22 protein-coding genes are annotated in these 24,898 nt (G+C 71.7%); 2 read left to right on the forward strand and 20 right to left on the reverse strand.

All coding sequences use genetic code 11. The features are described from left to right. Positions 1–386: 386 nt before the first annotated feature. Together KKZ08_RS06455 and fmt are read right to left on the reverse strand one after the other, a co-directional pair. On the reverse strand, positions 387–1,847 hold the full coding sequence (locus KKZ08_RS06455) for a transcription antitermination factor NusB (protein WP_223773518.1): 1,461 nt from the start codon (positions 1,845–1,847) through the stop codon (positions 387–389). Between the two features lie 33 nt (positions 1,848–1,880). Then, a complete protein-coding gene (fmt, locus tag KKZ08_RS06460; protein ID WP_223773519.1) occupies positions 1,881–2,825 on the reverse strand; it encodes a methionyl-tRNA formyltransferase in 945 nt (314 codons plus the stop codon). Between the two features lie 228 nt (positions 2,826–3,053). Between fmt and KKZ08_RS06465 the strand changes: the two genes are divergently transcribed. After that, positions 3,054–3,614, forward strand: coding sequence for a hypothetical protein (locus tag KKZ08_RS06465; protein ID WP_223773520.1), 561 nt, complete (start codon positions 3,054–3,056; stop codon positions 3,612–3,614). Positions 3,615–3,883: 269 nt separating this feature from the next. Here KKZ08_RS06465 and KKZ08_RS06470 read toward each other — a convergent pair whose 3' ends face one another. The 14 genes from KKZ08_RS06470 to pyrR all read right to left on the reverse strand — a co-directional run bounded on the left by KKZ08_RS06470 (position 3,884) and on the right by pyrR (position 20,780). Continuing rightward, the gene (locus KKZ08_RS06470) at positions 3,884–6,064 is read right to left on the reverse strand and encodes a primosomal protein N' (protein ID WP_223773521.1); all 2,181 of its coding nucleotides are present in this window, start codon (positions 6,062–6,064) and stop codon (positions 3,884–3,886) included. A 102-nt stretch (positions 6,065–6,166) separates the two neighbouring features. Continuing rightward, a complete protein-coding gene (gene metK / locus KKZ08_RS06475; RefSeq protein WP_223773522.1) occupies positions 6,167–7,375 on the reverse strand; it encodes a methionine adenosyltransferase in 1,209 nt (402 codons plus the stop codon). Between the two features lie 463 nt (positions 7,376–7,838). After that, positions 7,839–9,083: a bifunctional phosphopantothenoylcysteine decarboxylase/phosphopantothenate--cysteine ligase CoaBC gene (gene coaBC, locus KKZ08_RS06480; RefSeq protein ID WP_223773523.1), complete on the reverse strand. Its 1,245-nt coding sequence runs from the start codon at positions 9,081–9,083 to the stop codon at positions 7,839–7,841. A gap of 59 nt (positions 9,084–9,142) precedes the next feature. Continuing rightward, entirely contained in the window at positions 9,143–9,415 is a 273-nt protein-coding gene (rpoZ, locus tag KKZ08_RS06485; protein ID WP_005319902.1) for a DNA-directed RNA polymerase subunit omega, read from the reverse strand. Between the two features lie 59 nt (positions 9,416–9,474). After that, entirely contained in the window at positions 9,475–10,068 is a 594-nt protein-coding gene (gene gmk / locus KKZ08_RS06490; protein ID WP_223773524.1) for a guanylate kinase, read from the reverse strand. Positions 10,069–10,106: 38 nt separating this feature from the next. After that, positions 10,107–10,430: an integration host factor gene (locus KKZ08_RS06495; protein WP_005319887.1), complete on the reverse strand. Its 324-nt coding sequence runs from the start codon at positions 10,428–10,430 to the stop codon at positions 10,107–10,109. A gap of 299 nt (positions 10,431–10,729) precedes the next feature. Then, positions 10,730–11,575: an orotidine-5'-phosphate decarboxylase gene (gene pyrF, locus KKZ08_RS06500; protein WP_223778936.1), complete on the reverse strand. Its 846-nt coding sequence runs from the start codon at positions 11,573–11,575 to the stop codon at positions 10,730–10,732. Positions 11,576–11,592: 17 nt separating this feature from the next. Next, positions 11,593–12,699 carry a quinone-dependent dihydroorotate dehydrogenase gene (locus tag KKZ08_RS06505; RefSeq protein WP_223773525.1) on the reverse strand — a complete coding sequence of 369 codons (1,107 nt, stop codon included), beginning with the start codon at positions 12,697–12,699 and terminating at the stop codon, positions 11,593–11,595. Between the two features lie 103 nt (positions 12,700–12,802). Then, positions 12,803–16,111: a carbamoyl-phosphate synthase large subunit gene (gene carB / locus KKZ08_RS06510; RefSeq protein ID WP_223773526.1), complete on the reverse strand. Its 3,309-nt coding sequence runs from the start codon at positions 16,109–16,111 to the stop codon at positions 12,803–12,805. Next, the gene (gene carA / locus KKZ08_RS06515) at positions 16,104–17,285 is read right to left on the reverse strand and encodes a glutamine-hydrolyzing carbamoyl-phosphate synthase small subunit (RefSeq protein WP_223773527.1); all 1,182 of its coding nucleotides are present in this window, start codon (positions 17,283–17,285) and stop codon (positions 16,104–16,106) included. Before carA ends, carB begins: the two co-directional genes overlap by 8 nt. Continuing rightward, positions 17,282–17,851 carry a hypothetical protein gene (locus KKZ08_RS06520; RefSeq protein ID WP_223773528.1) on the reverse strand — a complete coding sequence of 190 codons (570 nt, stop codon included), beginning with the start codon at positions 17,849–17,851 and terminating at the stop codon, positions 17,282–17,284. Before KKZ08_RS06520 ends, carA begins: the two co-directional genes overlap by 4 nt. Continuing rightward, positions 17,848–19,134 carry a dihydroorotase gene (locus KKZ08_RS06525; RefSeq protein ID WP_223773529.1) on the reverse strand — a complete coding sequence of 429 codons (1,287 nt, stop codon included), beginning with the start codon at positions 19,132–19,134 and terminating at the stop codon, positions 17,848–17,850. Before KKZ08_RS06525 ends, KKZ08_RS06520 begins: the two co-directional genes overlap by 4 nt. A 2-nt stretch (positions 19,135–19,136) precedes the next feature. Further along, positions 19,137–20,123, reverse strand: coding sequence for an aspartate carbamoyltransferase catalytic subunit (locus KKZ08_RS06530; RefSeq protein ID WP_223773530.1), 987 nt, complete (start codon positions 20,121–20,123; stop codon positions 19,137–19,139). Positions 20,124–20,207: 84 nt separating this feature from the next. Continuing rightward, a complete protein-coding gene (pyrR, locus tag KKZ08_RS06535; protein WP_223773531.1) occupies positions 20,208–20,780 on the reverse strand; it encodes a bifunctional pyr operon transcriptional regulator/uracil phosphoribosyltransferase PyrR in 573 nt (190 codons plus the stop codon). Positions 20,781–21,004: 224 nt separating this feature from the next. Between pyrR and bldD the strand changes: the two genes are divergently transcribed. Beyond that, on the forward strand, positions 21,005–21,505 hold the full coding sequence (gene bldD / locus KKZ08_RS06540; protein WP_055698930.1) for a transcriptional regulator BldD: 501 nt from the start codon (positions 21,005–21,007) through the stop codon (positions 21,503–21,505). Between the two features lie 177 nt (positions 21,506–21,682). On the opposite strand, the gene nusB is transcribed toward bldD, so the two are convergent. From nusB to KKZ08_RS06560, 4 genes are all read right to left on the reverse strand, one after another. Then, positions 21,683–22,117: a transcription antitermination factor NusB gene (nusB, locus tag KKZ08_RS06545; protein ID WP_223773532.1), complete on the reverse strand. Its 435-nt coding sequence runs from the start codon at positions 22,115–22,117 to the stop codon at positions 21,683–21,685. A 2-nt stretch (positions 22,118–22,119) separates the two neighbouring features. Further along, positions 22,120–22,686 (reverse strand): elongation factor P, encoded by a 567-nt coding sequence (gene efp / locus KKZ08_RS06550; protein ID WP_223773533.1) that lies wholly within the window; start codon positions 22,684–22,686, stop codon positions 22,120–22,122. A gap of 57 nt (positions 22,687–22,743) precedes the next feature. Further along, positions 22,744–23,850: an aminopeptidase P family protein gene (locus KKZ08_RS06555; RefSeq protein ID WP_223773534.1), complete on the reverse strand. Its 1,107-nt coding sequence runs from the start codon at positions 23,848–23,850 to the stop codon at positions 22,744–22,746. A 92-nt stretch (positions 23,851–23,942) separates the two neighbouring features. Further along, the gene (locus KKZ08_RS06560) at positions 23,943–24,878 is read right to left on the reverse strand and encodes a Pro-rich N-terminal domain-containing protein (protein WP_223773535.1); all 936 of its coding nucleotides are present in this window, start codon (positions 24,876–24,878) and stop codon (positions 23,943–23,945) included. Positions 24,879–24,898: the final 20 nt, after the last annotated feature.

The raw sequence follows: 24,898 nt of genomic DNA on the forward strand, positions 1-24,898 counted from the left end.
CGCGCCCTGGGCACGACGCCTTGCGCGGACGCGCGCGGTGCCGTGTACGGCAGCGAAGGGGCAGCGCCCCATGACGGGCCCCGCCCGCGCCGCCGAGGACGCGCACGAGGCCGGGAGCTGCGAGGACGCTCTTCGCGCCCTACGTACGGGCGGTCCCCACGCCGTACGCCCGGCCGCTCGCCATCGCGAAGCCCCGCGCCGCGCCAGTTCGCACGTGAAGACGCCGTCCAAGGGCCAGTCCGCCCACGGATCCGGCCCTCGCCCGACCCAGCCCGTCCACCGGACCAGGCTGTCCGCCGCATCCGGCCCTCCACCGCATCCGGCCCTCCGCCGGATCAGGCCGACCACCGCATCAGGCCGACCACCGCATCCAGCCCTCCACCGAATCAGGCCGTCCGCCGAATCAACGCCAGATACATCGCATCCGTCCCGTGCAGATGCGGCCACAGCTGTACGTCGGGCCCGTCCCCCAGCGCCGGGACGCCCGGCAGCAGCGGGCGCGCGTCGAGCAGTTCGGCGCCGCCCGTGTGCTTGAGGACGTCGTCGACGACCGCGCGGGTCTCGGCCAGGTGCGGCGAGCAGGTGGCGTAGCCGACGACGCCGCCGACGCGCACCGACTCCAGCGCCGTGCGCAGCAGGGCGCGTTGGAGCGGGGCGAAGCCGTCCAGGTCCTGCGGGCGGCGGCGCCAGCGGGCCTCCGGGCGGCGGCGCAGCGCGCCCAGTCCCGTGCAGGGCACGTCCATCAGGACGCGGTCGAAGGTACCGGGACGCCACGGCGGGCGGGTGCCGTCGGCGGCGATGACCTGGTAGGGGCCGGGGTTGCCGTCGAGCGACTGCGCGACGAGGCCGGCCCGGTGCGGCTGCTTCTCGGAGGCGAGCAGCGTGGCACCGCGCCCGGCGGCGAGCCCGGCCAGCATGGCCGCCTTGCCGCCGGGGCCCGCGCAGCCGTCGAGCCACTTCCGGTCGGGGCCGTCCAGCGGGGCGTTCGCCAGGGCGAGCGCGACGAGCTGGCTGCCCTCGTCCTGTACCCCCGCGCGGCCTTCCCGCACCGCCTCGATCAGTCCGGGCTCCCCGCCCTCGCTGAGCCGCACGGCGTACGGCGACCAGCGGCCCGGCAGCGCCGAGTCCTCGCCCACGGAGTCGAGCAGCTCATCGGCGGTGGAGCGGCCGGGCCGGGCGACGAGCGTGACCTCGGGGCGTTCGTTGTCGGCCTCGAGCAGGTCCTCGATCCCGGCGCGGCCCCCGCCGAGCGAGTCCCACAGCGCGGAGACGACCCACCGGGGGTGCGAGTGCACGACGGCGAGGTGGTCCTCGGGGTCCTCGTCGTAGGGCGGCGCGACCTTCTCCACCCAGCCGTCGAGATCGTCCTGCGCGACCTTGCGCAGCACGGCGTTGACGAACTTGGCCCGTCCGTCGCCGAGCACCACGCGCGCCAGCTCCACCGAGGCGGAGACGGCGGCGTGCGTCGGGATGCGCGTGCCGAGCAGCTGGTGCACACCGAGGTTGAGCACGTCGAGCACCGGCGGGTCGACCTCGCTCAGCGGCCGGTCGATGCAGGCCGCCACGATCGCGTCGTACGTGCCCTGGCGGCGCAGCGTCCCGTAGACGAGTTCGGTGGCGAGCGCCGCGTCCCGCGCGTCGAACTTCTCGGGCCCCTCCTTCTCCCTGGCCTTGCGCAGCAGGGGCGGCAGGACGAGGTTCGCGTACGCGTCCCGCTCGTCCACGGCCCGCAGCGCCTCGAAGGCGAGGATGCGGACGGGGTCCTTCTGGGGCCGACGGTAGGGCTTGCCGGACTTCCCCGGCTTGCCGGAGGGCTTGCGGGGGCGCCGGTTCGGCTGGTCGTTCAAAGGTGCTCCGCTGCTGGAATGGGTCGAACCCACTCAGCCTACGTCCCCACCGCCGAGGCGCTCATCGGGGGCGATCCGCACCCCGCGCGCCCAGTCGGCACCGCGCATCGGCTTCTTGCCCTGCGGCTGGACCCAGAGCAGCTCGACGGCGTGCGAGCCGGAACCGACGTACACGTTGTTCTTGGCGGCGGAGAGCTCGCCGGGCGCGAGATCGGTGCGGTCGGGGACGAGCGCCGCCTGAATGATCTTCAGCCGCTCGCCGCGGAATACGGTCCAGGCGCCGGGCGCGGGCGTGCAGCCGCGCACCACGCGGTCCACGCGCAGCGCGGGCGCGGCCCAGTCCACCTGGGCGTCCTCGACGCTGATCTTCGGGGCGAGGGTGACGCCGTCGGCCGGCTGCGGCACGGCCTTGAGGCTGCCGTCCTCGATGCCGTCCATGGTGGCGACGAGCAGCCCGGAGCCGGCGAAGGCGAGCCGGGTGAGCAGGTCGCCGCTGGTGTCGGTGGGCCGCACCTCCTCGGTGACCGTGCCGTACACCGGCCCGGAGTCGAGCCCCTGCTCGATCAGGAACGTCGAGGCGCCCGTGATCTCGTCGCCCGCCATCACCGCGTGCTGCACGGGCGCGGCGCCGCGCCAGGCGGGCAGCAGCGAGAAGTGCAGATTGACCCAGCCGCGGGCCGGCACGTCGAGGGCGGCCTTGGGCAGCAGCGCGCCGTAGGCGACGACGGGGCAGCAGTCCGGCCCGATCTCCCGCAGCCGCGCCAGGAACTCCTCGTCACGCGGCTTCTCGGGCTTCAGCACCTCGATGCCCGCCTCCTGCGCGCGCTCCGCCACCGGGCTCGCGACGAGCCTGCGGCCCCGGCCCGCGGGCGCGTCCGGACGGGTCACGACGGCGGCCACCTCGTGCCGGTCGGAGGCGATCAGGGCGTCCAGCGCGGGGACGGCGACCTCAGGAGTGCCTGCGAAGACGAGCTTCACTGGGTGGTACCTCGGATCTGTGTGGGAGCGACGGCAGCGCACCAGTCTATGGGCGGCGGCCGTTGACGCACGTGGGGGCGTACGAACTGACGCGCGCCCTGTGCATATGCGCATACGCCCCTGCACCGTGACCCCACACGCGCTAGCGCGTTGGTCAAGTAAGAGTTGACCAAAATGGGCCGCGGTCGCGGCTCGATCCTTTTCAACGCCGGTTCGAGAGGCTTGTTCATGGCCGACCACGCAACCCACGACGCCCAGGCACGGGCCAGCCTGCACCTCTTGGTGCGGGACATCGAGCGGGTCCGCCGGCAGGTGGACGCACTGCGCACCCTCACCGCCCAGCTCGGCAACGTCTACCGCCCGCGCCGCTCCAGCCCCTCCGCGGGCTTCGTCGTGTACGGGCGGGCGCCCGCCCCGACCGTCCGCCTCGCCCAGGAACTGCGGGACAGCGTCGAGACGCTGGTCACCGCGGCCGTGGACTTCGACCGCTCGCTCGGGTTCTCGTGGGACGCGGTGGGCTCGGCGCTCGGCGTCACCAAGCAGGCGGTCCACCGCCGTTACGGCGCGCGGCGGGCCACCACGCAGGCGGCGGCCGAGGCGGAGCGGGCGACGGAGGCCCCGGCACCGACCTCGACCACCACGACCACGGCCCCCCGCCCGTTCCCGGTCGGCGGCCCCCTGCCGTCCGTCCCCGCGGCCCGCACGATGCCGACCCAGCCGACCGCGGGCAGCCCCGCCCTCCGCGAGGAAGCCAGGCCGAGCGCGTTCCCGGGCCCCCGCAACGGCTGACCGGCACCCCACGACGACTGCCTCCTCGCCGCGTTGCCTGCGGCGAGGAGGCAGTCGTATGCCGCCCCGTCCGCAACCTCAGCTGATGACCAGCGGCCCCACCCGAATCCGCACAGCCACGACGCCATCCTCACGGGCGCGCACAGCCGACCCGCGCCCCACGGGCACTGCCTCCCTGCCTCCTTGCCCACGGCGAGAGGGCAGCCGGCCTCCCTCCCATCACGAGGGGCAGCCATACGCCGCCCCCACCCCCACCGGAACCCGAACCCTCAGCCGATGTCCAGCGGATCCACCCGGATCCGCACCGCCTCGGCGCCGCCCTCCCGGGCCCCCTTAGCCCCCCGGGCCATCCGCGCGGCCTGCGCCGTCTTCAGTGAGGCGGCGAGCGCGGCCCCGCTGCCCGGCGGCACGCGGATCAGCACCCGCTCCCACTGCTCACCGGCGGGCGCCGCGCCGGGGCGCCGCGTGGGGCCGGGGCCAGGGTCCCGTACCGGGACGGGGCCCAACACCACGGCCTCCGGGGGCAGTTCGGCCCCGGCGAGGAACCCCGCGAGCGCCTCCGGCGGCCCGGAGACCGCCGCCATCCGCGACACCGGCGGGAAGCCCAGCTCGGCCCGGTCCGCGAGCTCCCGCACCGCGTGCCCCACGGGGTCCCACCGCACCAGCGCCTGCACGGGCCGCAGCGTCGGCTCGGCGACGACCACCACGGTGCCGCCCGCACCCTGCGGACGCACGAGCGAGGCGGCCCCGATCCACCGCCGCAGCGCGTCCTCGCCCGCCCGCAGATCGGGCCGGCCGAGCATGGCCCAGCCGTCCAGCAGCAGCGCGGCGGCGTACCCTCCCTCGGCGACGGGCTCCGCCCCGGGCGTGCTGACCACCAGCGCGGGCGCTCCCGGCACCGTGTCGAGCACCTGCTCGCGCCCCGACGTCCGTACCGGCACCGCCGGAAACGCCCGCCCCAGCTCCTCGGCCGTCCGCCGCGCCCCCACGACCTGCGCCCGCAGCCGGAACCCACCGCAGGAATCGCAGTGCCAGGCGGCTTCCGCCACCCCGCACCAGCCGCAGCGCAGAGCGGCGCCACTCTCCTGCGCCTCCAGCGGACCGGCGCACCGGCGGCACCGCGCGGGCTCCCGGCACCGCTCGCACGCGAGCCGCGGCACATAGCCGCGCCGGGGCACCTGGACCAGGACGGGCCCGTGCTTCAGCCCTTCCCGCACGGCCCGCCAGGCCAGCGTCGGCAGCCGCGCGGCCCGCGCCGCCTCGTCACGCGCGAGGTCCCCGTCGCCCACGGTGCGCACGAGCGGCGCCGCGCCCCGGACCTGCTCGCGGTCGGCCACCAGAGGCGCGGCCCAGCCGCTCTCGACGAGCTGGGCGGCCTCGACCGTGCAGCTCCAACTCCCCAACAGGAACCCGCACTTGTCGCGGGTGGCCCGCAGCTCCAGCACCTCCCGCACATGCGGGAAAGGGGCGCGGTCCTCACTGTGGTTGGAGTCGCCGTCGTCCCAGACGACCACCAGCCCAAGATCCCGTACGGGCGCGAACATGGCGGCCCGCGTCCCGACGACGGCCCGCACCTCACCCCGGCGCACGGACAGCCACTCCCGGTAGCGCCGCTCCTGCCCGGCGTCGGCGGTCAGCAGGGCGTGCTGCCCCTCGCCGAGGAGCGCGGTGAGCGCGGCGTCCACGCGCGCGGCGGGCCGCCCTGTGGGCACGACGACGAGCGCTCCCCGCCCTGAGGCGAGCGTGGCCTGCACGGCGCGGGCGATCTCCTCGGCCCACTGCGGCCCGGGCAGCGCGGTCCACACCGCACGGGGCGACCCTCCCGAGGCCAGCGCTCCGAGGAACTCGGCCCCGTGCCCGTACCGCCGCCAGGTCCCGGCGTCCGGGGCGGCCGGGGGTGCCGCGGGAGCACCGGCCGCCCGGGACTCGGCGCGCGCGTGCCGGGGCGGGATCGCCAGCTGCAACACATCGGCGAGGCTGCCCGCGTACCGGTCGGCGACGGCGCGAGCGAGTTCGAGCAGCCCGGCGTCCAGCACGGGCTCCGGTGAGACGACCTGCGCCAGGGCGGCCAGCGGCCCGCTGTACTCGGTCTCGGCGCACCGCTCGACGATGAACCCGTCGATCAGCCCGCCGCCCTCGCGCCGTCCCTCGCGCACGTTCCGCGACCCGGCCCCGAAGCGCACGCGGACCCGCACCCCGGGCTGAGCGACCTCGTCCAGTTCCTCGGGAACGGCATAGTCGAAGTACCGGTCGAGGTGCAGCACGCCCTTGTCGACCAGAACCCGCGCCACCGGCAGCTCCTTGGCGAGCGCGGCCCCCCGCCACGTCCGCGGCTTGGCCCGCGGCACCTTGGCCCCCCGCACACTGTCCCGAATCAACGCGAGCTGCTCGGCCTCGGGCACCCCACCCCCGGCGCCCGCACCCACACCCGCCCCGTTCTCGCTGCTCACAGCAGCATTCCTACCAGACCGTACTGACAGCGCCGGAAAAAGACCGAGGCCCGGCACCCCACCAGGGACACCGGGCCTCGCCACAACCGAACAGGCCAGGACCTAAAGCCCCGCCGCCTTCCGCAGCGCGTCCACGCGGTCCGTGCGCTCCCACGTGAAGTCGGGGATCGCCCGGCCGAAGTGGCCGTACGCGGCGGTCTGCGAGTAGATCGGGCGGAGCAGGTCGAGGTCGCGGATGATCGCGGCCGGGCGCAGGTCGAAGACCTCGCCGATGGCCGTCTCGATCTTGTCGGTGTCGACCGTGGCCGTGCCGAAGGTCTCGACGAAGAGGCCGACCGGCTCGGCCTTGCCGATGGCGTAGGCGACCTGGACCTCGCAGCGGGCCGCGAGGCCGGCCGCGACGACGTTCTTGGCGACCCAGCGCATCGCGTAGGCGGCCGAGCGGTCGACCTTGGACGGGTCCTTGCCGGAGAAGGCGCCGCCGCCGTGGCGGGCCATGCCGCCGTACGTGTCGATGATGATCTTGCGGCCGGTCAGGCCGGCGTCGCCCATCGGGCCGCCGATCTCGAAGCGGCCGGTGGGGTTGACCAGGAGGCGGTAGCCCTCGGTCTCCAGCTTGATGCCGTCCTCGAGGAGGGCCTTCAGCTCGGGCTCGACCACGAACTCACGGATGTCGGGAGCGAGGAGCGAGTCCAGGTCGATGTCGCTCGCGTGCTGCGAGGAGACGACGACCGTGTCGAGGCGGACGGCCTTGTCGCCGTCGTACTCGATGGTGACCTGGGTCTTGCCGTCGGGGCGCAGGTACGGGATCGTCCCGTTCTTGCGCACCTCGGACAGGCGCCGCGAGAGGCGGTGCGCGAGGTGGATCGGGAGCGGCATGAGCTCCGGCGTCTCGTCGCAGGCGTAGCCGAACATCAGGCCCTGGTCGCCCGCGCCCTGCTTGTCCAGCTCGTCCTCATCGCCTTCGACACGCTTTTCGTACGCCGTGTCGACGCCCTGCGCGATGTCGGGGGACTGCGAGCCGATGGACACCGACACGCCGCAGGAGGCGCCGTCGAAGCCCTTCTTCGAGGAGTCGTAACCGATCTCGAGGATCTTGTCGCGCACGAGCTGCGCGATCGGCGCGTACGCCTTCGTCGTGACCTCGCCGGCCACGTGGACGAGGCCGGTGGTGATCAGCGTCTCCACGGCGACCCGGGAGGTCGGGTCCTCCCGCAGAAGCGCGTCGAGAATGGTGTCGCTGATCTGGTCAGCGATCTTGTCGGGGTGACCCTCGGTCACAGACTCCGAGGTGAAGAGGCGCCGGGACACATCGCTCCCTGTGGTTGCAGCGGCTGCTGTCTGATCATTGGTGGACGGCCGGGGGCTGCGCCCGACGTCGTCCGAGACCAGTTTATCGGTCACACTCGTCCGCCGGACCACATGTCTCGCCACTTGGGAGCCCTGTGACCTGCGGCACTGCATTGTGCGGTACGGCGATCAGTCCCCGCCAGAGGGCCTCGCGCCCGTTTTTCCCGGGTTTGAGCCCCTGGTGGGACGAAGATGACATTGAGCCCCGCGGATGGAGACCCCGTCAAGTAACGCGTCGCATTGTGGCCGAGTTCCGCCAAGAGACGAAAGAGATACGGCGAACGGATGAGGAAGAGGCGAAAGAGATCAGCCACACACCGCCGGAGGTGATCACGGACGTGCACACGCCATCCACATGGTGAGACAGGTGAGAGGCCGCAACCGCCATCTCCTCCGCCTCGCCTCCCTCACCTCTCTCATCGCCTCAGGACAGCCGCCCCGCGACCAGATCCCACACCGTGTCCGCGAGCGCTTCCTTCGGCCCGTACGGCACCGGCGTCTCGCTGCCGTCCGCGCCGAGCACGACGGCCTCGTTCTCCTCGGAACCGAACGTCTTGCGCTCGCCGACCTCATTGACGACCAGCAGATCGCATCCCTTGCGTTCGAGCTTGGCGCGGCCGTTGGCGAGGACGTCGTCCGTCTCGGCGGCGAAGCCGACGATCACCTGGCCGGGGCGCGCCCGCTCCCCCGCGATCTCGGCGAGGATGTCGGGGTTGCGGACCAGGGTGATGGGCGCCGGCTCCTGGCCGTCCTTCTTCTTGATCTTGCCCGCCGCGTACGTCTCGGGCCGGAAGTCGGCCACGGCGGCCGCCATCACCACCGCGTCGGCGTCGGCCGCGGCCTTCAGGACGGCCTCGCGCAGCTGCATGGCGGTGCCGACCGGCACGACGTCGACGCCCGCCGGGTCCGGCAGGGCCGCGTTCGCCGCCACGAGCGTGACGCGGGCGCCCCGTGCCGCCGCGCTGCGGGCGAGCGCGTACCCCTGCTTGCCCGAGGAGCGGTTGCCGAGGAAGCGGACCGGGTCGAGGGGCTCGCGGGTCCCGCCCGCGCTGACCACGACGTGACGTCCCGCGAGATCCTGCGCCAGGTCGCCGCGCGCGAGGACACGGCGTACGACCTCGAAGAGCTCGGCGGGGACGGGGAAGCGGCCCTTGCCGGTGTCGACGCCGGTGAGGCGGCCGACGGCGGGCTCGATGACCAGGGCGCCGCGCCGCCGCAGCGTGGCGACGTTCTCCTGGGTGGCCGGGTGCTCCCACATCTCCGTGTGCATGGCCGGGGCGAAGACCACCGGACAGCGGGCGGTCAGGAGCGTGTTGGTGAGGAGGTCGTCGGCGAGGCCGTGGGCCGCCTTGGCGAGCATGTCGGCGGTGGCGGGCGCGACGATCACGAGGTCGGCGTGCTGGCCGATGCGGACGTGCGGCACCTCGTGGACGTCCGACCAGACCTCGGTCGAGACGGGGTGGCCGGAGAGCGCGGACCAGGTCGCGGCGCCGACGAAGTGCAGCGCGGACGCGGTGGGCACCACGCGCACGTCATGGCCCGACTCGGTCAGCCGCCGCAGCAGCTCACACGCCTTGTAGGCGGCGATGCCACCGCTGACCCCCAGGACTACCTTCGGCTTCTCGGCCACTGCCTCTGTCTCCCCGCGCTCGGATGCGTACTGCTCCATGACACACCACAGGCCCGGCAGTAGCGCTGCCGGGCCTGTGATGAAAGAACGAACAACGCCTACTGGGCGGGGCCCTCGATGGCCTCGGACGTCAGCAGGCCCGCGTTGATCTCGCGGAGCGCGATCGAGAGGGGCTTCTCGTGGACGTGGGTGTCGACCAGGGGGCCGACGTACTCCAGGAGGCCCTCACCGAGCTGCGAGTAGTACGCGTTGATCTGGCGCGCGCGCTTGGCGGCGTAGATCACGAGGCTGTACTTCGAGTCGGTGGCTTCGAGCAGCTCATCAATCGGCGGGTTGATGATGCCCTCGGGCGCGGTGATGGAAGAGGACACGCTCTGCCTTCCGGTGGGATCAAGTGAGTCAAGACCAGAAGTCAAGACATGGGTACAGATCAAAGAACTTTCATCAAGGCTAGCAGCTCACGGGCCACGTCCTCGACGGAGGTGTTGACCAGGGTCGTGTCGAACTCGGCCTCGGCGGCGAGCTCGATCTTGGCCGCGGCCAGTCTGCGCTCGATCACCTCGGGTGCCTCGGTCCCCCGGCCGGTGAGCCGGCGGACCAGCTCGTCCCAGCTCGGCGGGGCGAGGAAGACCAGCTGTGCCTCGGGCATCGACTCGCGCACCAGGCGCGCGCCCTGGAGGTCGATCTCCAGGAGGACGGGTTCGCCCGCCTCCAGGCGTTCGAGGACGGCACGCCGCGGCGTGCCGTAGCGGTTGCCCGCGAACTCGGCCCACTCCAGGAGCTCGCCGTTGGCGATCAGCTTGTCCATCTCCTCGTCGGAGACGAAGAAGTACTGGACTCCGTGCTTCTCACCGGGGCGCGGCTTACGCGTGGTGGCGGAGACGGAGAGCCAGACCTCGGGGTGTTCCTTGCGCATATGGGCGACGACCGTGCTCTTGCCGACCCCGGAGGGGCCGGAGAGCACGGTCAGCCGCGGACGTACGTCCGGGGGTACGGGGGTCGTCCCCCGGGATGTTGCAGCCATGCAGCGATTATCCAGGTTCTCAGGAGTGCCTGAGAACGTCAGGCAGCGCCACCGCCGAACTCGCGCTCAAGAGACGCGATCTGATTGGAGCCGAGACCGCGCACGCGGCGGCTCTCGGAGATGCCAAGACGCTCCATGATCTGCTTGGCGCGGACCTTGCCCACGCCCGGCAGGGACTCCAGGAGGGCGGAGACCTTCATCTTGCCGATGACATCGTTCTCCTGGCCCTGCTTGATGACCTCGTGAAGCGAGGCACCGGAGTGCTTGAGTCGATTCTTGACCTCGGCCCGCTCCCGGCGAGCCGCGGCGGCCTTTTCGAGCGCGGCTGCGCGCTGTTCAGGGGTAAGGGGCGGAAGAGCCACGCCTACGTCACCTCGGATGTCGAACTGTCGGATACGGACCGGTGAGGAACCTAGTCGCCCCACACCAGGGGAGCAACGCGCAACGCACTTGCCCGTTGGCTCCCTCGGAGACTAGCGGCCATGGCCGCTGGAGTCAGCGAGAACTGACGAAAAGTCCTGGTCAGCCTCTGTCGAGCCGTACATATCGGGCATATCGACGCCGATTTGAGCCAGCGAGTTGTCAGGGAAGTGTCAGTGAGCCATCACCGAGTCGTCGGCGAACCGGCGTCGGGAGCCACGCGCACGCCCCGCCGCCCCGTTCACGCCGCCTCGACCGCGGCCCGGATCTCGTCCGCGAAGCGCTCCGCGGCACCTCTCAGGCCCGCCGCATCCGGCCCATACCGCAGCACGCCCCGGCTGACGCTCGGGACGACGTTGCGCACGGCCGGACCGAAGACGGCCGGCAGGTCCGCCGGGGTCGCGCCCTGGGCACCGATCCCGGGGGCGAGCAGCGGGCCGTTGATGCCGAGGTCGTACGAGGAGAGGTCGCCCAGCGTCGCGCCGACGACGGCCCCGAAGGAGCCGAGGGGCGCCTGTCCGGCGTTCTCGTCGGCGAGGTGACCGAGGACGGTGGCCGCGACCGTGCGGCCGTCCTCGCGGAGCGCGTGCTGGACCTCGGCGCCCTCCGGGTTGGAGGTCAGGGCGAGCACGAAGAGCCCGGCGCCGTTCTCGCGGGCCAGCTCGACGGCCGGCTTCAGGGAGCCGTATCCGAGGTAGGGCGAGACCGTGAGGGCGTCGCTGAACAGCGGCGAGTCCTGGTGCAGGAAGGTCTCGGCGTACGCGGCCATGGTCGAGCCGATGTCGCCGCGCTTGGCGTCCATGATGACCAGGGCCCCGGCCGCCCGCAGCTCCGCGACCGCCTTCTCCAGGACGGCGATGCCGCGCGACCCGAAGCGCTCGAAGAACGCGCTCTGCGGCTTGAAGACCGCCACGGTCCCGGCGAGCGTCTCGACTACGGTGCGCGTGAACCGCTCCAGGCCCGCGATGTCGTCGTCCAGTCCCCAGGCGGACAGCAGCGAGGCGTGCGGGTCGATGCCGACGCAGAGCGGGCCGCGCTCGTCCATGGCGTGGCGCAGCCGGGTGCCGAAGGGCTCCAGGGCGCTCACGGGGGTCTGCGGGGCGGTCATGCGGACTTCCTCACGTCGGCGCCGACCGCGTCGGCGAGGGTGGCGTACGGGCTCGTGCGCAGGCGCGCGGCGAGGCCCTTGTGGATGGCGCGGGCCCAGAAGGGTCCCTCGTAGATGAAGGCGCTGTAGCCCTGGACGAGGGTGGCGCCGGCGAGGATGCGCTGCCAGGCGTCCTCGGCGTTCTCGATGCCACCGACGCCCACGAGCGTGATGCGGTCGCCCACGCGCGCGTAGAGGCGGCGCAGGACCTCCAGGGAGCGCTCCTTGAGCGGGGCGCCGGAGAGCCCGCCGGTCTCTCCGTAGAGGGTGGGTTCGGATTTCAGACCGAGGCCCTCGCGCGCGATGGTCGTGTTGGTGGCGATGATGCCGTCCAGGCCGAGCTCGACGGCGAGGTCCGCGACGGCGTCGATGTCCTCGTCAGCCAGGTCAGGGGCGATCTTCACGAGGAGCGGTACGCGTCGGCCCTCGACGCTGCGGTCGGCGGCCTCGCGTACGGCGGTCAGGAGCGGGCGCAGCGATTCGGTGGCCTGGAGGTTGCGCAGCCCCGGGGTGTTGGGGGACGAGACGTTGACGACGAGGTAGTCGGCGTGGCGGGCCAGGCGCTCGGTCGACTTCACGTAGTCGCCGACGGCCTCCTCCTCCGGCACGACCTTGGTCTTGCCGATGTTCACGCCGACGACGGTCTTGAACACCGCCGTGCGGGCCGCCAGGCGCTCCGCCACGGCCGCCGAGCCTTCGTTGTTGAATCCCATGCGGTTGATCAGCGCGCGGTCCTGCACGAGGCGGAAGAGCCGCTTCTTGGGGTTGCCGGGCTGCGGCTCCCCGGTGACGGTGCCGATCTCGATGTGGTCGAAGCCGAGCATCGACATCCCGTCGATCGCGACGGCGTTCTTGTCGAAGCCCGCGGCGAGACCGAAGGGGCCGTGCATCCGCAGTCCGAAGGCCTCGGTGCGCAGTTCCTCGTGGCGGGGCGCGAGGGCGGCCGCGAGGTAGGTGCGCAGCACGGGAATGCGGGCCGCGAGGCGGATCCAGCGGAAGGCGAGGTGGTGGGCCTGCTCCGGGTCCATGCGCTTGAAGACGAGGTTGAAGAAGAGCTTGTACATGTTCGATGTCCTCAGAAAGAGCCCCATGACCTCACGGGGAGAGCCTCGTGAGCAGAGCCTCATGAAGAGGGGGACACCGTTTCCGGTGTCCCCCTCAGGGCTGCTAGTCGCGGGCCGCGGTCAGGCGTTCCGCGTGTTCCTGGAGCGAACGGACGCTCACCTCGCCGCGGTTGAGCGCGTCGATGCCCTGGACGGCGGCGGCGAGCGCCTGGACCGTCGTCAGGCACGGCACGGAGCGCGCCACGGCGGCCGTACGGATCTCGTAGCCGTCGAGGCGGCCGCCGGTGCCGTACGGGGTGTTGACGATGAGGTCGACGCCGCCGTCGTGGATGAGCTGGACGATGGTCTTCTCGCCGTTCGGGCCCTCGCCCTCGGACTGCTTGCGCACCACCGTGGCGGGCAGGCCGTTGCGCTTGAGCACCTCGGCCGTGCCGGACGTGGCGAACAGCTCGAAGCCGTGCGCGACCAGTTCACGCGCCGGGAAGATCATCGAGCGCTTGTCGCGGTTGGCGACGGAGATGAAGGCGCGGCCCTTGGTCGGCAGCGGGCCGTACGCACCGGCCTGCGACTTGGCGTAGGCGGTGCCGAACACCGAGTCGATGCCCATGACCTCACCCGTGGAGCGCATCTCCGGGCCGAGGACGGTGTCGACGCCGCGTCCGTGGATGTCGCGGAAGCGCGACCACGGCATGACGGCCTCCTTGACGGAGATCGGCGCGTCCATCGGCAGCGTGCCGCCGTCGCCGTGCCGGGGCAGCATGCCCTCCGCGCGCAGCTCGGCGACGGTCGCGCCGAGCGAGATCCGGGCGGCGGCCTTGGCCAGCGGCACCGCGGTCGCCTTCGAGGTGAAGGGCACGGTGCGGGAGGCGCGCGGGTTGGCTTCGAGGACGTACAAGATGTCGCCCGCCATCGCGAACTGGATGTTGATCAGCCCGCGGACGCCGACGCCCTTGGCGATGCCCTCCGTGGAGGCGCGCAGGCGCTTGATGTCGAAGCCGCCGAGCGTGATCGGGGGCAGGGCGCACGCCGAGTCGCCGGAGTGGATGCCGGCCTCCTCGATGTGCTCCATGACGCCGCCGAGGTAGAGCTCGGTGCCGTCGTAGAGGGCGTCCACGTCGATCTCGATCGCGTCGTCCAGGAAGCGGTCGACGAGGACCGGCCGCGAGGGGCTGATCTCGGTCGACTCCTCGATGTACGCGGCGAGGCGGACCTCGTCGTACACGATCTCCATGCCGCGGCCGCCGAGCACGTACGACGGGCGGACGAGGACGGGGTAGCCGATCTCGTCCGCGATGGCCTTGGCCTCGTCGAACGTGGTGGCGGTGCCGTGCTTGGGCGCGGGGAGCCCGGCCTCCGCGAGCACGCGGCCGAAGGCGCCGCGGTCCTCGGCGGCGTGGATGGCCTCGGGCGAGGTGCCGACGATGGGGACGCCGTTGTCCTTGAGGGCCTGCGCGAGGCCGAGCGGGGTCTGGCCGCCGAGCTGGACGATGACGCCCGCGATCGGCCCGGCCTGCGCCTCGGCGTGGACGATCTCCAGGACGTCCTCCAGGGTGAGCGGCTCGAAGTAGAGCCGGTCGGAGGTGTCGTAGTCCGTGGAGACGGTCTCGGGGTTGCAGTTGACCATCACGGTCTCGTAGCCCGCGTCGCTCAGCGCGAAGGAGGCGTGGACGCAGGAGTAGTCGAACTCGATGCCCTGGCCGATGCGGTTCGGGCCCGAGCCCAGGATGATCACCGCGGGCTTCTCGCGCTCGGCGACCTCGCTCTCCTCGTCGTACGAGGAGTAGAAGTACGGCGTCTTCGCGGCGAACTCGGCGGCGCAGGTGTCGACCGTCTTGTAGACCGGGCGTACGCCGAGCGTCTGGCGCACCTCGCGGACGACGTCCTCGCCCAGGCCGCGGATCTCGGCGATCTGGGCGTCGGAGAAGCCGTGCCGCTTGGCCTCGGCGAGCAGGTCGGCGTCCATGCGCTCGGCGGCGGCCAGCTCGTCCGCGATCTCCTTGATCAGGAAGAGCTGGTCGACGAACCACGGGTCGATCTTCGTGGCGTCGAAGATCTCGTCCGGGGTGGCGCCCGCGCGGATGGCCTGCATGACGGAGTTGATGCGGCCGTCGGTCGGGCGGACGGCCTCCTCCAGAAGAAGGGCCTTGTCACCGGGCTCGCCCACGAACGTGAACTGCGAGCCCTTCTTCTCCAGCGACCGCAGCGCCTTCTGGAGGGCCTCGGGGAAGTTGCGGCCGATGGCCATGGCCTCGCCGACCGACTTCATGGTGGTCGTCAGGGTCGAGTCCGCCGACGGGAACTTCTCGAAGGCGAAGCGGGGGGCCTTGACGACGACGTAGTCGAGGGTCGGCTCGAAGGAGGCCGGCGTCTTCTCGGTGATGTCGTTCGGGATCTCGTCCAGCGTATAGCCGACGGCCAGCTTGGCGGCGATCTTCGCGATCGGGAAGCCGGTGGCCTTCGAAGCGAGCGCGGAGGACCGCGAGACGCGCGGGTTCATCTCGATGACGATGACGCGGCCGTCCTTGGGGTCGACCGCGAACTGGATGTTGCAGCCGCCGGTGTCGACGCCGACCTCACGGATGATCGCGATGCCGACGTCCCGCAGGACCTGGTACTCGCGGTCGGTCAGCGTCATCGCGGGCGCGACGGTGATCGAGTCACCGGTGTGCACGCCCATCGGGTCGAAGTTCTCGATGGAGCAGACGACCACGACGTTGTCGTTCTTGTCGCGCATCAGCTCCAGCTCGTACTCCTTCCAGCCGAGGATGGACTCCTCCAGGAGCACCTCGGTGGTCGGCGAGAGGGTCAGGCCCTGCCCGGCGATACGGCGGAGCTCCTCCTCGTCGTGGGCGAAGCCGGAGCCGGCGCCGCCCATGGTGAAGGAGGGGCGGACGACGACGGGGTAGCCGCCGAGCTCCTCGACGCCCTTGAGGACGTCGTCCATGGAGTGGCAGATGTACGAGCGGGCGGACTCGCCGTGCCCGATCTTCTTGCGGACCTCTTCGACGACGCCCTTGAAGAGGTCGCGGTCCTCGCCCTTGTTGATCGCCTCGACGTTGGCCCCGATGAGTTCGACGCCGTACTTCTCCAGGACGCCCTGCTCGTGCATGGAGATCGCCGTGTTGAGGGCCGTCTGGCCGCCCAGCGTCGGCAGCAGCGCGTCCGGACGCTCCTTGGCGATGATCTTCTCGACGAACTCCGGGGTGATCGGCTCGACGTACGTGGCGTCGGCGATCTCCGGGTCGGTCATGATCGTCGCCGGGTTGGAGTTGACGAGGATGACGCGCAGGCCCTCGGCCTTGAGGACCCGGCACGCCTGGGTGCCGGAGTAGTCGAACTCGGCGGCCTGACCGATGACGATCGGGCCGGAGCCGATGACCAGGACGGACTGGATATCGGTGCGCTTAGGCACGCTGGCCCTCCATCAGGACGGTGTTCATCAAAGACGTGAAGCGGTCGAAGAGGTACGCGGCGTCGTGCGGGCCGGCGGCCGCCTCGGGGTGGTACTGGACGGAGAAGCCCGGCTGGTCGAGCAGCTGGAGCCCCTCCACGACGTTGTCGTTGAGGCAGACGTGGGAGACCTCGACGCGGCCGAAGGGGGTCTCGCTCACCTTGTCGAGCGGCGCGTCCACGGCGAAGCCGTGGTTGTGCGCGGTGACCTCGACCTTGCCGGTGGTGCGGTCCTGCACCGGCTGGTTGATGCCGCGGTGGCCGTACTTCAGCTTGTACGTGCCGAAGCCGAGGGCGCGGCCGAGGATCTGGTTGCCGAAGCAGATGCCGAACAGCGGCGTCTTGCGCTTCAGGACGGCGGCCATCAGCGCGACCGGTCCTTCGGCGGTGGCCGGGTCGCCCGGGCCGTTGGAGAAGAAGACTCCGTCGGGGGCGACGGCGTACACCTCCTCCTCGGTGGCGGTCGCGGGCAGCACGTGCACCTCGATGCCGCGCTCGGCCATCCGGTGCGGGGTCATGCCCTTGATGCCGAGGTCGATGGCGGCGACGGTGAACTTCTTCTCGCCGACGGCCGGGACGACGTAGGCCTCCTTGGTGGCGACCTCCTCGTACAGGCTGGCGCCCTTCATGTGGGGCTGCGCCTGGACGCGGGCGACCAGCTCCTCGTGGGCGGCGGGGCCCGCGCCGGAGGTGCTGTCCAGCGCGGTGCCGGAGAAGATGCCGGAGCGCATGGAGCCGCTCTCGCGCAGGTGGCGGGTGAGGGCGCGGGTGTCGATCCCGGAGATGCCGACGACGCCCTGCTTCGCCAGCTCGTCGTCGAGCGAGCGCCGGGCACGCCAGTTGGAGGGGATGCGGGCGGGGTCGCGGACCACGTAACCGGAGACCCAGATGCGGCCCGACTCGTCGTCCTCGTCGTTCCAGCCGGTGTTGCCGATCTGGGGGGCGGTGGCGACCACGATCTGGCGGTCGTACGAGGGGTCGGTGAGCGTCTCCTGGTAGCCGGTCATGCCGGTGGAGAACACCGCTTCGCCGAAGGTCTCCCCCACGGCCCCGTAGGCGCGGCCGCGGAAGATGCGGCCGTCCTCCAGGACGAGTACGGCGGGAGCCTTGCCGGCTCCCCGGGTGGAGGTCGTCATCGTGCGGTGCCTTCCGTAGTAGCGGTATTGATCATGCTGTTGATGGTCTCGACCCACTCGGCCTGTTCGGCCGCGTGGTCCGAGCGGAAGCCGGAGTCGATGAGCTTCTCGCCGTGTTCCCACGTGACGATCAGCAGACCGCCCTCCGCGAGAACCTTCCCGGCGATGCCCTTGTCCAGACGGGCTTCGCGCAGCCGGTCGGCCGGGATGAAGAAGTCGGCCGCTCCGGGGCGTACGACGTCGAGCCCCGCGTCGGTGAGCGTCAGCTCGACGCGGCTGCGGGTGCCCAGGCCGTGCGCCACGATGCGGTCGAGCCACTGCCCCGCCGTGGTGGAGCCGTGGTAGCGGCCGCTCAGCTCAAGTCTGGCCGGGCCCGCCTCGCTCGGCGCGCTGGGGAGTTCCGGCAGGTCGCTCTGGAGGGTGCCGCGCCACTTCCAGCCCTCGCGCATCAGCCAGTAGACGAGCGCGATGAAGAGCAGCAGTCCGACGACCCAGCCGAGCCGTGCGGCCCAGTCGGTCACGTCCGCCGATTCCTTCTCGGCGGCCAGTTCCACAAGAGTTGTCACGCGAGATTCCCGTCGACGAGCGTGGCCCGGCCCCGGAGCCAGGTGTGCGTGACGCGGCCCGGCAGCTCACGGCCCTCATAGGGAGTGTTGCGGCTGCGCGAGGCGAAGCCCGCGGGGTCCACTTCCCCACGGTAATCGGCGTCGACCAGGACGAGGTTCGCGGGCTCACCTGCCGAGACGGGGCGGCCGTGGCCGGTGGCTCGGCCGATCCTCGCCGGCTTGAAGGACATGCGGTCGGCGACCGCCTCCCAGGTCAGCAGGCCGGTCTCGACCATCGTCTGCTGGACGACGGAGAGGGCGGTCTCCAGGCCCACCATGCCCATGGCGGCCGCGGCCCACTCGCAGTCCTTGTCCTCGTGCGGGTGCGGGGCGTGGTCGGTGGCGACGATGTCGATGGTGCCGTCGGCGAGGGCCTCGCGCAGCGCCATGACGTCGCGCTCGGTGCGCAGCGGCGGGTTGACCTTGTAGACCGGGTTGTACGAGCGGACCAGCTCGTCGGTGAGCAGCAGGTGGTGCGGGGTGACCTCGGCCGTCACGTCGATGCCGCGGGACTTGGCCCAGCGCACGATCTCGACGGACCCTGCGGTCGAGAGGTGGCAGATGTGGACGCGGGATCCGACGTGCTCGGCGAGCAGGACGTCCCGGGCGATGATCGACTCCTCGGCCACCGCGGGCCAGCCGCCGAGGCCCAGCTCGGCGGAGACGACGCCCTCGTTCATCTGGGCGCCCTCGGTGAGGCGGGGCTCCTGGGCGTGCTGGGCGACGACGCCGCCGAAGGCCTTCACGTACTCCAGGGCGCGCCGCATGATCACGGCGTCGTCGACGCACTTGCCGTCGTCGGAGAAGACGGTCACCCCGGCGGCGGACTCGTGCATGGCGCCCAGCTCGGCGAGCTTCTTGCCCTCCAGGCCGACGGTGACGGCGCCGATGGGCTGCACGTCGCAGTAGCCGGACTCCTTGCCGAGCCGGTAGACCTGCTCGACGACGCCGGCGGTGTCGGCGACGGGGAAGGTGTTGGCCATGGCGAAGACGGCGGTGTAGCCACCGGAGGCGGCGGCGCGCGTACCGGTCAGGACGGTCTCGGAGTCCTCGCGGCCCGGCTCGCGCAGGTGGGTGTGGAGGTCGACGAGACCCGGCAGGAGGATCTTGCCCTCGGCCTCGACGACGGTCGCGCCCTCGGCGGCGAGCCCGGTGCCGACATCGGCGATGGTCTCCCCGTCGATGAGGACGTCCTGCGCCTCGCCGCCCAGCACCTTCGCACCACGGATCAGGATCTTGCTCATGCTTACTTGGTCTCCGAATCATTGGACCGGGTGTGGGTGACGGCAGGCTCGTTGCCGCCGAGAAGCAGGTAGAGGACGGCCATGCGGATGGAGACGCCGTTGGCGACCTGTTCGACCACCGTGCAGCGGTCGGAGTCGGCGACCTCGGCGGTGATCTCCATGCCGCGGACCATCGGGCCGGGGTGCATCACGATGGCGTGCTCCGGCATCTTCGCCATGCGCTCGCCGTCCAGGCCGTAGCGCCGCGAGTACTCGCGCTCGGTGGGGAAGAACGCGGCGTTCATGCGCTCGCGCTGCACCCGCAGCATCATCACGGCGTCGGACTTCGCGAGGACGCGGTCCAGGTCGTACGAGACCTCGCAGGGCCACTGCTCGACGCCGACCGGCACCAGGGTGGGCGGGGCGACGAGGGTGACCTCGGCACCGAGGGTGTGCAGCAGGTCGACGTTGGAGCGGGCCACGCGGCTGTGCAGGACGTCGCCGACGAGGGTGATGTGCTTGCCCGCGAGGTCCTGGCCGAGGCCCGCGTCGGGTCCGACGAGGCGGCGCCGCATGGTGAAGGCGTCGAGCAGGGCCTGGGTGGGGTGCTGGTGGGTGCCGTCGCCGGCGTTGATGACGACGGCGTCGATCCACCCGGAGGTGGCCAGGCGGTAGGGCGCGCCGGAGGCGCCGTGCCGGATGACGACGGCGTCGACGCCCATCGCCTCCAGGGTCTGCGCGGTGTCCTTGAGGGATTCGCCCTTGGAGACGGACGACCCCTTGGCGGCGAAGTTGATGACGTCGGCGGAGAGGCGCTTCTCGGCGGCCTCGAAGGAGATCCGGGTCCGGGTCGAGTCCTCGAAGAAGAGGTTGACCACGGTGCGGCCGCGCAGGGCGGGCAGTTTCTTGATCGGCCGGTCGGCCACCCGCGCCATCTCCTCGGCCGTGTCGAGGATCAGGACGGCGTCGTCGCGGGAGAGGTCGGCGGCCGAGATGAGGTGTCGCATCATCGGGGGGTACTCCGGTGTGTGGAGGTCTGCGGGCGCGCGGGCGCGCAGGGTCGTGCCCTGGGCCCGTGCGGTGGGAAGCCGGCCTTAAGCGGAGGCGGGCTTGGCGCCGAGCAGCACGGCGTCGCGGCCGTCCTCCTCGGTGAGCTGCACCTTGACCGTCTCCCGCAGCGACGTGGGGAGGTTCTTGCCGACGTAGTCGGCGCGGATGGGCAGTTCGCGGTGGCCCCGGTCGACGAGCACGGCGAGCTGCACCGCGCGCGGACGCCCGATGTCGTTCAGCGCGTCGAGGGCGGCCCGGATGGTGCGGCCGGAGAAGAGCACGTCGTCGACGAGGACGACCAGGCGGCCGTCGATGCCGTCACCGGGGATCTCGGTGCGGGCCAGCGCACGCGGCGGGTGCATGCGCAGGTCGTCGCGGTACATGGTGATGTCGAGGGAGCCGACCGGGATCTTGCCGCCGGTGATCTCTTCGAGCTTCGTGGCGAGCCGGCGGGCGAGGAAGACGCCGCGGGTGGGAATGCCGAGGAGCACCACGTCGTCGGCGCCCTTGGCGCGCTCGACGATCTCGTGGGCGATGCGGGTCAACACCCGTGCGATGTCCGGGCCTTCGAGTACGGGGCGCGCGACAGCGGGGTCTTTGGGGTCCTGCGTGTCCATATGAAACGGACCTCCTTCTCCGCCTCACGGGACGGACATTAAAGGACGTCGAAATTGCGCCAGCCAGACTACCAGTACTGATGACCGAACACGTCATCGGCCTCCACCGAAGAGGCGGTACGGACCATTCGGCTTGACGCAGGCAAGTAACGCTGCGTAACCTCACAGTGAGTTACCAGCCACGCGGCGGAGCCGCATGATTGTCGCAGCGTCCGGGGAGCTATATGTCCAGCGAATACGCCAAGCAGCTCGGGGCCAAGCTCCGCGCGATCCGTACCCAGCAGGGCCTTTCCCTCCACGGCGTCGAGGAGAAGTCCCAGGGACGCTGGAAGGCGGTCGTCGTGGGGTCGTACGAGCGCGGCGACCGTGCCGTGACCGTGCAGCGCCTCGCCGAGCTGGCGGACTTCTACGGCGTCCCCGTGCAGGAGCTCCTGCCCGGCACGGCTCCCGGTGGCGCCGCCGAGCCGCCGCCGAAGCTCGTCCTCGACCTGGAGCGCCTGGCCCACGTGCCTGCGGAGAAGGCGGGCCCGCTCCAGCGGTATGCCGCCACGATCCAGTCGCAGCGCGGTGACTACAACGGCAAGGTGCTCTCGATCCGCCAGGACGACCTGCGCACCCTCGCCGTCATCTACGACCAGTCCCCCTCGGTCCTGACCGAGCAGCTCATCAGCTGGGGCGTCCTGGACGCGGACGCGCGTCGCGCGGTGGCCCACGAAGAGGTCTGATCCCGCCCCGACACTTCAGCAGAACGTGGCTGCGGCCGAAAGGCCGCGGCCACCCCGGCGGTTTTCGCTATTCCGGAGCAATTCCCCGGGCCGCCCCGGTGAAAACCAGGTACGAGAAAACCGCCGGGGCCCGCAGCAATCCGCTGCGGGCCCCGGCGGTGAGGTACGGAAGAGGCTTTACGCCTCGTCCCGGCGCAGGGACGGCTTCAGGTCCTTGAAGCGTCCGAGCAGGCCGTTGACGAAGGACGGCGACTCGTCCGTGGAGAACTCCTTGGCGAGCTGGACCGCCTCGTCGAGGACCACCGCGTCGGGGGTGCCGTCGACCCAGACCAGTTCGTAGGCGCCGAGCCGCAGGATGTTCCGGTCGACGACCGGCATGCGGTCCAGGGTCCATCCGACGGCGTACTGCGAGATGAGCTCGTCGATGCGTCGCTCATGCTGCGCGTACCCCTCGACGAGTTCCATCGTGTACTCGCTCACCGGCGGCTGCCGGGTGTCGGACCGCGAGTGGCGCACCCAGTCGGCGAGGACCGTCAGGACGTCCGTTCCGCGCTGGTCCGCCTCGAAGAGGATCTGGAAGGCGCGCTTGCGGGCCGTGTTACGAGCAGCCACGGTTAGCTGTTCACCCGGCCGAGGTAGTCGCTGGTGCGGGTGTCGACCTTGATCTTCTCACCGGTGGTGATGAAGAGCGGCACCTGGATCTGGTGGCCGGTCTCCAGGGTGGCGGGCTTGGTGCCACCGGTGGAGCGGTCGCCCTGGACGCCCGGCTCGGTCTCCTGGATGACGAGCTCGACGGCGGCGGGCAGCTCGACGTAGAGCACCTCGCCCTCGTGCTGCGCGACGGAGGCGGTGAAGCCCTCGATCAGGAAGTTGGCGGCGTCGCCGACGGCCTTCTTGTCGACGTGCAGCTGGTCGTACGTCTCCATGTCCATGAAGACGAAGTAGTCGCCGTCCATGTAGGAGAACTGCATGTCGCGCTTGTCGATCGTGGCCGTTTCGACCTTGACGCCGGCGTTGAACGTCTTGTCGACGACCTTGCCGGAGAGCACGTTCTTGAGCTTGGTGCGCACGAAGGCCGGGCCCTTGCCGGGCTTGACGTGCTGGAACTCGACGACGGACCAGAGCTGGCCGCCTTCGAGCTTGAGCACCAGGCCGTTCTTGAGGTCGTTCGTGGAAGCCACGGTTGCGGAATCTCCTGCACTGACTGACTGGTGGACGACCCCGGGGGCGCACGCGCGTCACAGCGCGAGCAGTTCCTTGGTCGTGATGGTGAGTAGCTCGGGTCCGCCGTCCGCCTCGGGGCGCACGACGAGCGTGTCATCGATCCGGACACCACCCCGGCCCGGGAGGTGAACCCCCGGTTCGACGGTGACCGGCACGCAAGCGTCCAGTTTACCCATGGCCGAGGGCGCCAGCTGCGGGTCCTCGTCGATTTCGAGCCCCACACCGTGTCCAGTCAGCGGAGCGAGCCCGTCCGCATAGCCCGCGGAGTCCAGTGGATGACGTGCCGCCCGGTCCACGTCGCGGCAGGCCGCACCGGGTACGAGGGCCTCCCTGCCCGCCCGCTGAGCGGCGAAGACGAGGTCGTACAGCTCGATCTGCCAGTCCGCGGGAGACGTCCCGATGACGAACGTACGCCCGATCTCGCAGCAGTATCCGCGGTAGCTCGCCCCCAGGCAGACGGAGAGGAAGTCGCCCTCCTCCACCCGGCGGTCGGACGGCCGGTGGCCGCCCTTGCCGGAATTCGGCCCGGTGCCGACGGAGGTCGGGAAGGCGGGCCCGTCCGCGCCGTGGTCCACCAGGCGCCGCTCCAGCTCCAGCGCCAGATGCCGCTCCGTGCGCCCGACGAGGATGGACTCGAGCAGCTCCCCCAGCGCCTGGTCGGCGATCTCCGCGGCGATCCGCAGGCAGGAGATCTCCTCCTCGTCCTTGACGAACCGCAGCTGCTCCACCGCCCCGCCGAGGTCCACCAGCCGCAGCCCCGGCGCGACCGAGCCGAGCGCCCGGTGCCGGGCCACCGTCAGGTGGTGCTCCTCGACGGCCAGCGACTCGACTCCCTGTGCGGCGGCGAGCCCGGCCCCGGCGACGGCCGGGTCGGCGCCCGGCGCGGGCAGCAGCCGCGTCCGCAGCGCTTCGTCGGGCCGCCCCTCGCCCGGCAGGTCACCGGGTGGGCGCCCGCACAGCAGGACGTCCTCGTCCGTGCCGACCAGGAGCACGGCGCCGCGGGGCGCCGCTCCGGCGAGATAGCGGACGTTGGCGGGCCGGGAGATCAGCGCCGCCGCACCACCACCCGCGGCACACCGCTCCCTCACCCGCTCCCTGCGGACCGCGTACACCTCTGACATGGGGCGAGCCTATGAGCGCCACGGCGACCCGGCCCGGTCAGCGCGTCCGACCGGGCGGCGGGCCCTTCCCTACGACTGCGGTGGGCCCTGCGCTACCACTGCGGCGGGCTCGCGATGGCGCGGGCCAGGACGTCGTCCAGGACGCGGGCCGTGGCGGGAACGTCCATCTGGGAGTTGTCGATGATGGGCAGGCCCGAGCCGTACCAGCCGGCCATGCGGCCGTGGATGCGGGCCACTTCCTCGTCGGTGAGGCGGCGGTTGCCGCTGCGCTCGGCGTTGCGCTCCAGGACTACTTCCAGGCCCGGCAGGAGCACGACGGGCAGCAGCCCCGGCCCCACGTGGCGCTTCCAGCCGCCGAGGCCCACGACCGGGCGGTCGGGGAAGACGGCGTCGTCGAGGATGCACGATATGCCGTTCGCCAGGAAGTTCCGCGCGGCGAAGCCGCAGGTGCGGCGGGCCAGGCGGTACTGCGCCTCCGAGTGGTCGTTCCAGCCCGACTGGGGGTCGGCGAACCCGGAGCGGACCCATTCGCGTACGTCGTCGAGGCTGATGTGGGCCGTCGGGACGCGCCGGTGCTCGGCCCAGAACTTGGCCACGCTCGTCTTGCCCGCGCCCGCAGGGCCGATGAGCAGCACGGCGAGCGTCGTGGCGCCGGAGTCGGCCTGCGCCGTGCCCTGCGGGGGGCTCGGCATCGCGACGGGGCCGCCGGGCGGCAGCTGGATGTGTCCCGTGGTGTCCGGGGTCGGCGGCACGGGGCCCGGCCCCAGCTGAAGGGTGGCGGGCGCCTGGCCCTGCGGGCGGGGCGGCGGCGCCGACGCGGGGGGAGCGTGGCCCGGGGCGTGCGGAGGCTGTCCCTGGGTGTGCGGGGCCTGTCCCTGGGTGTGCGGGGCGGCGGGAGTGCCCGCGAAGCCCGGCGCGGGGGGCTGCGGGGCCCCGGGCGGTTGCTGTGCGGCCGGGGACCAGCCGGTGGCCGGTCCGTGCCCCGGCTGATGGGGCGGCGGCAGCGGAGACCCCACTGCGTGCTGCATCCGGTGCCACTCCGTCTCGT

The organism is Streptomyces sp. 135 (assembly GCF_020026305.1).
Taxonomy (GTDB): Bacteria; Actinomycetota; Actinomycetes; order Streptomycetales; family Streptomycetaceae; genus Streptomyces.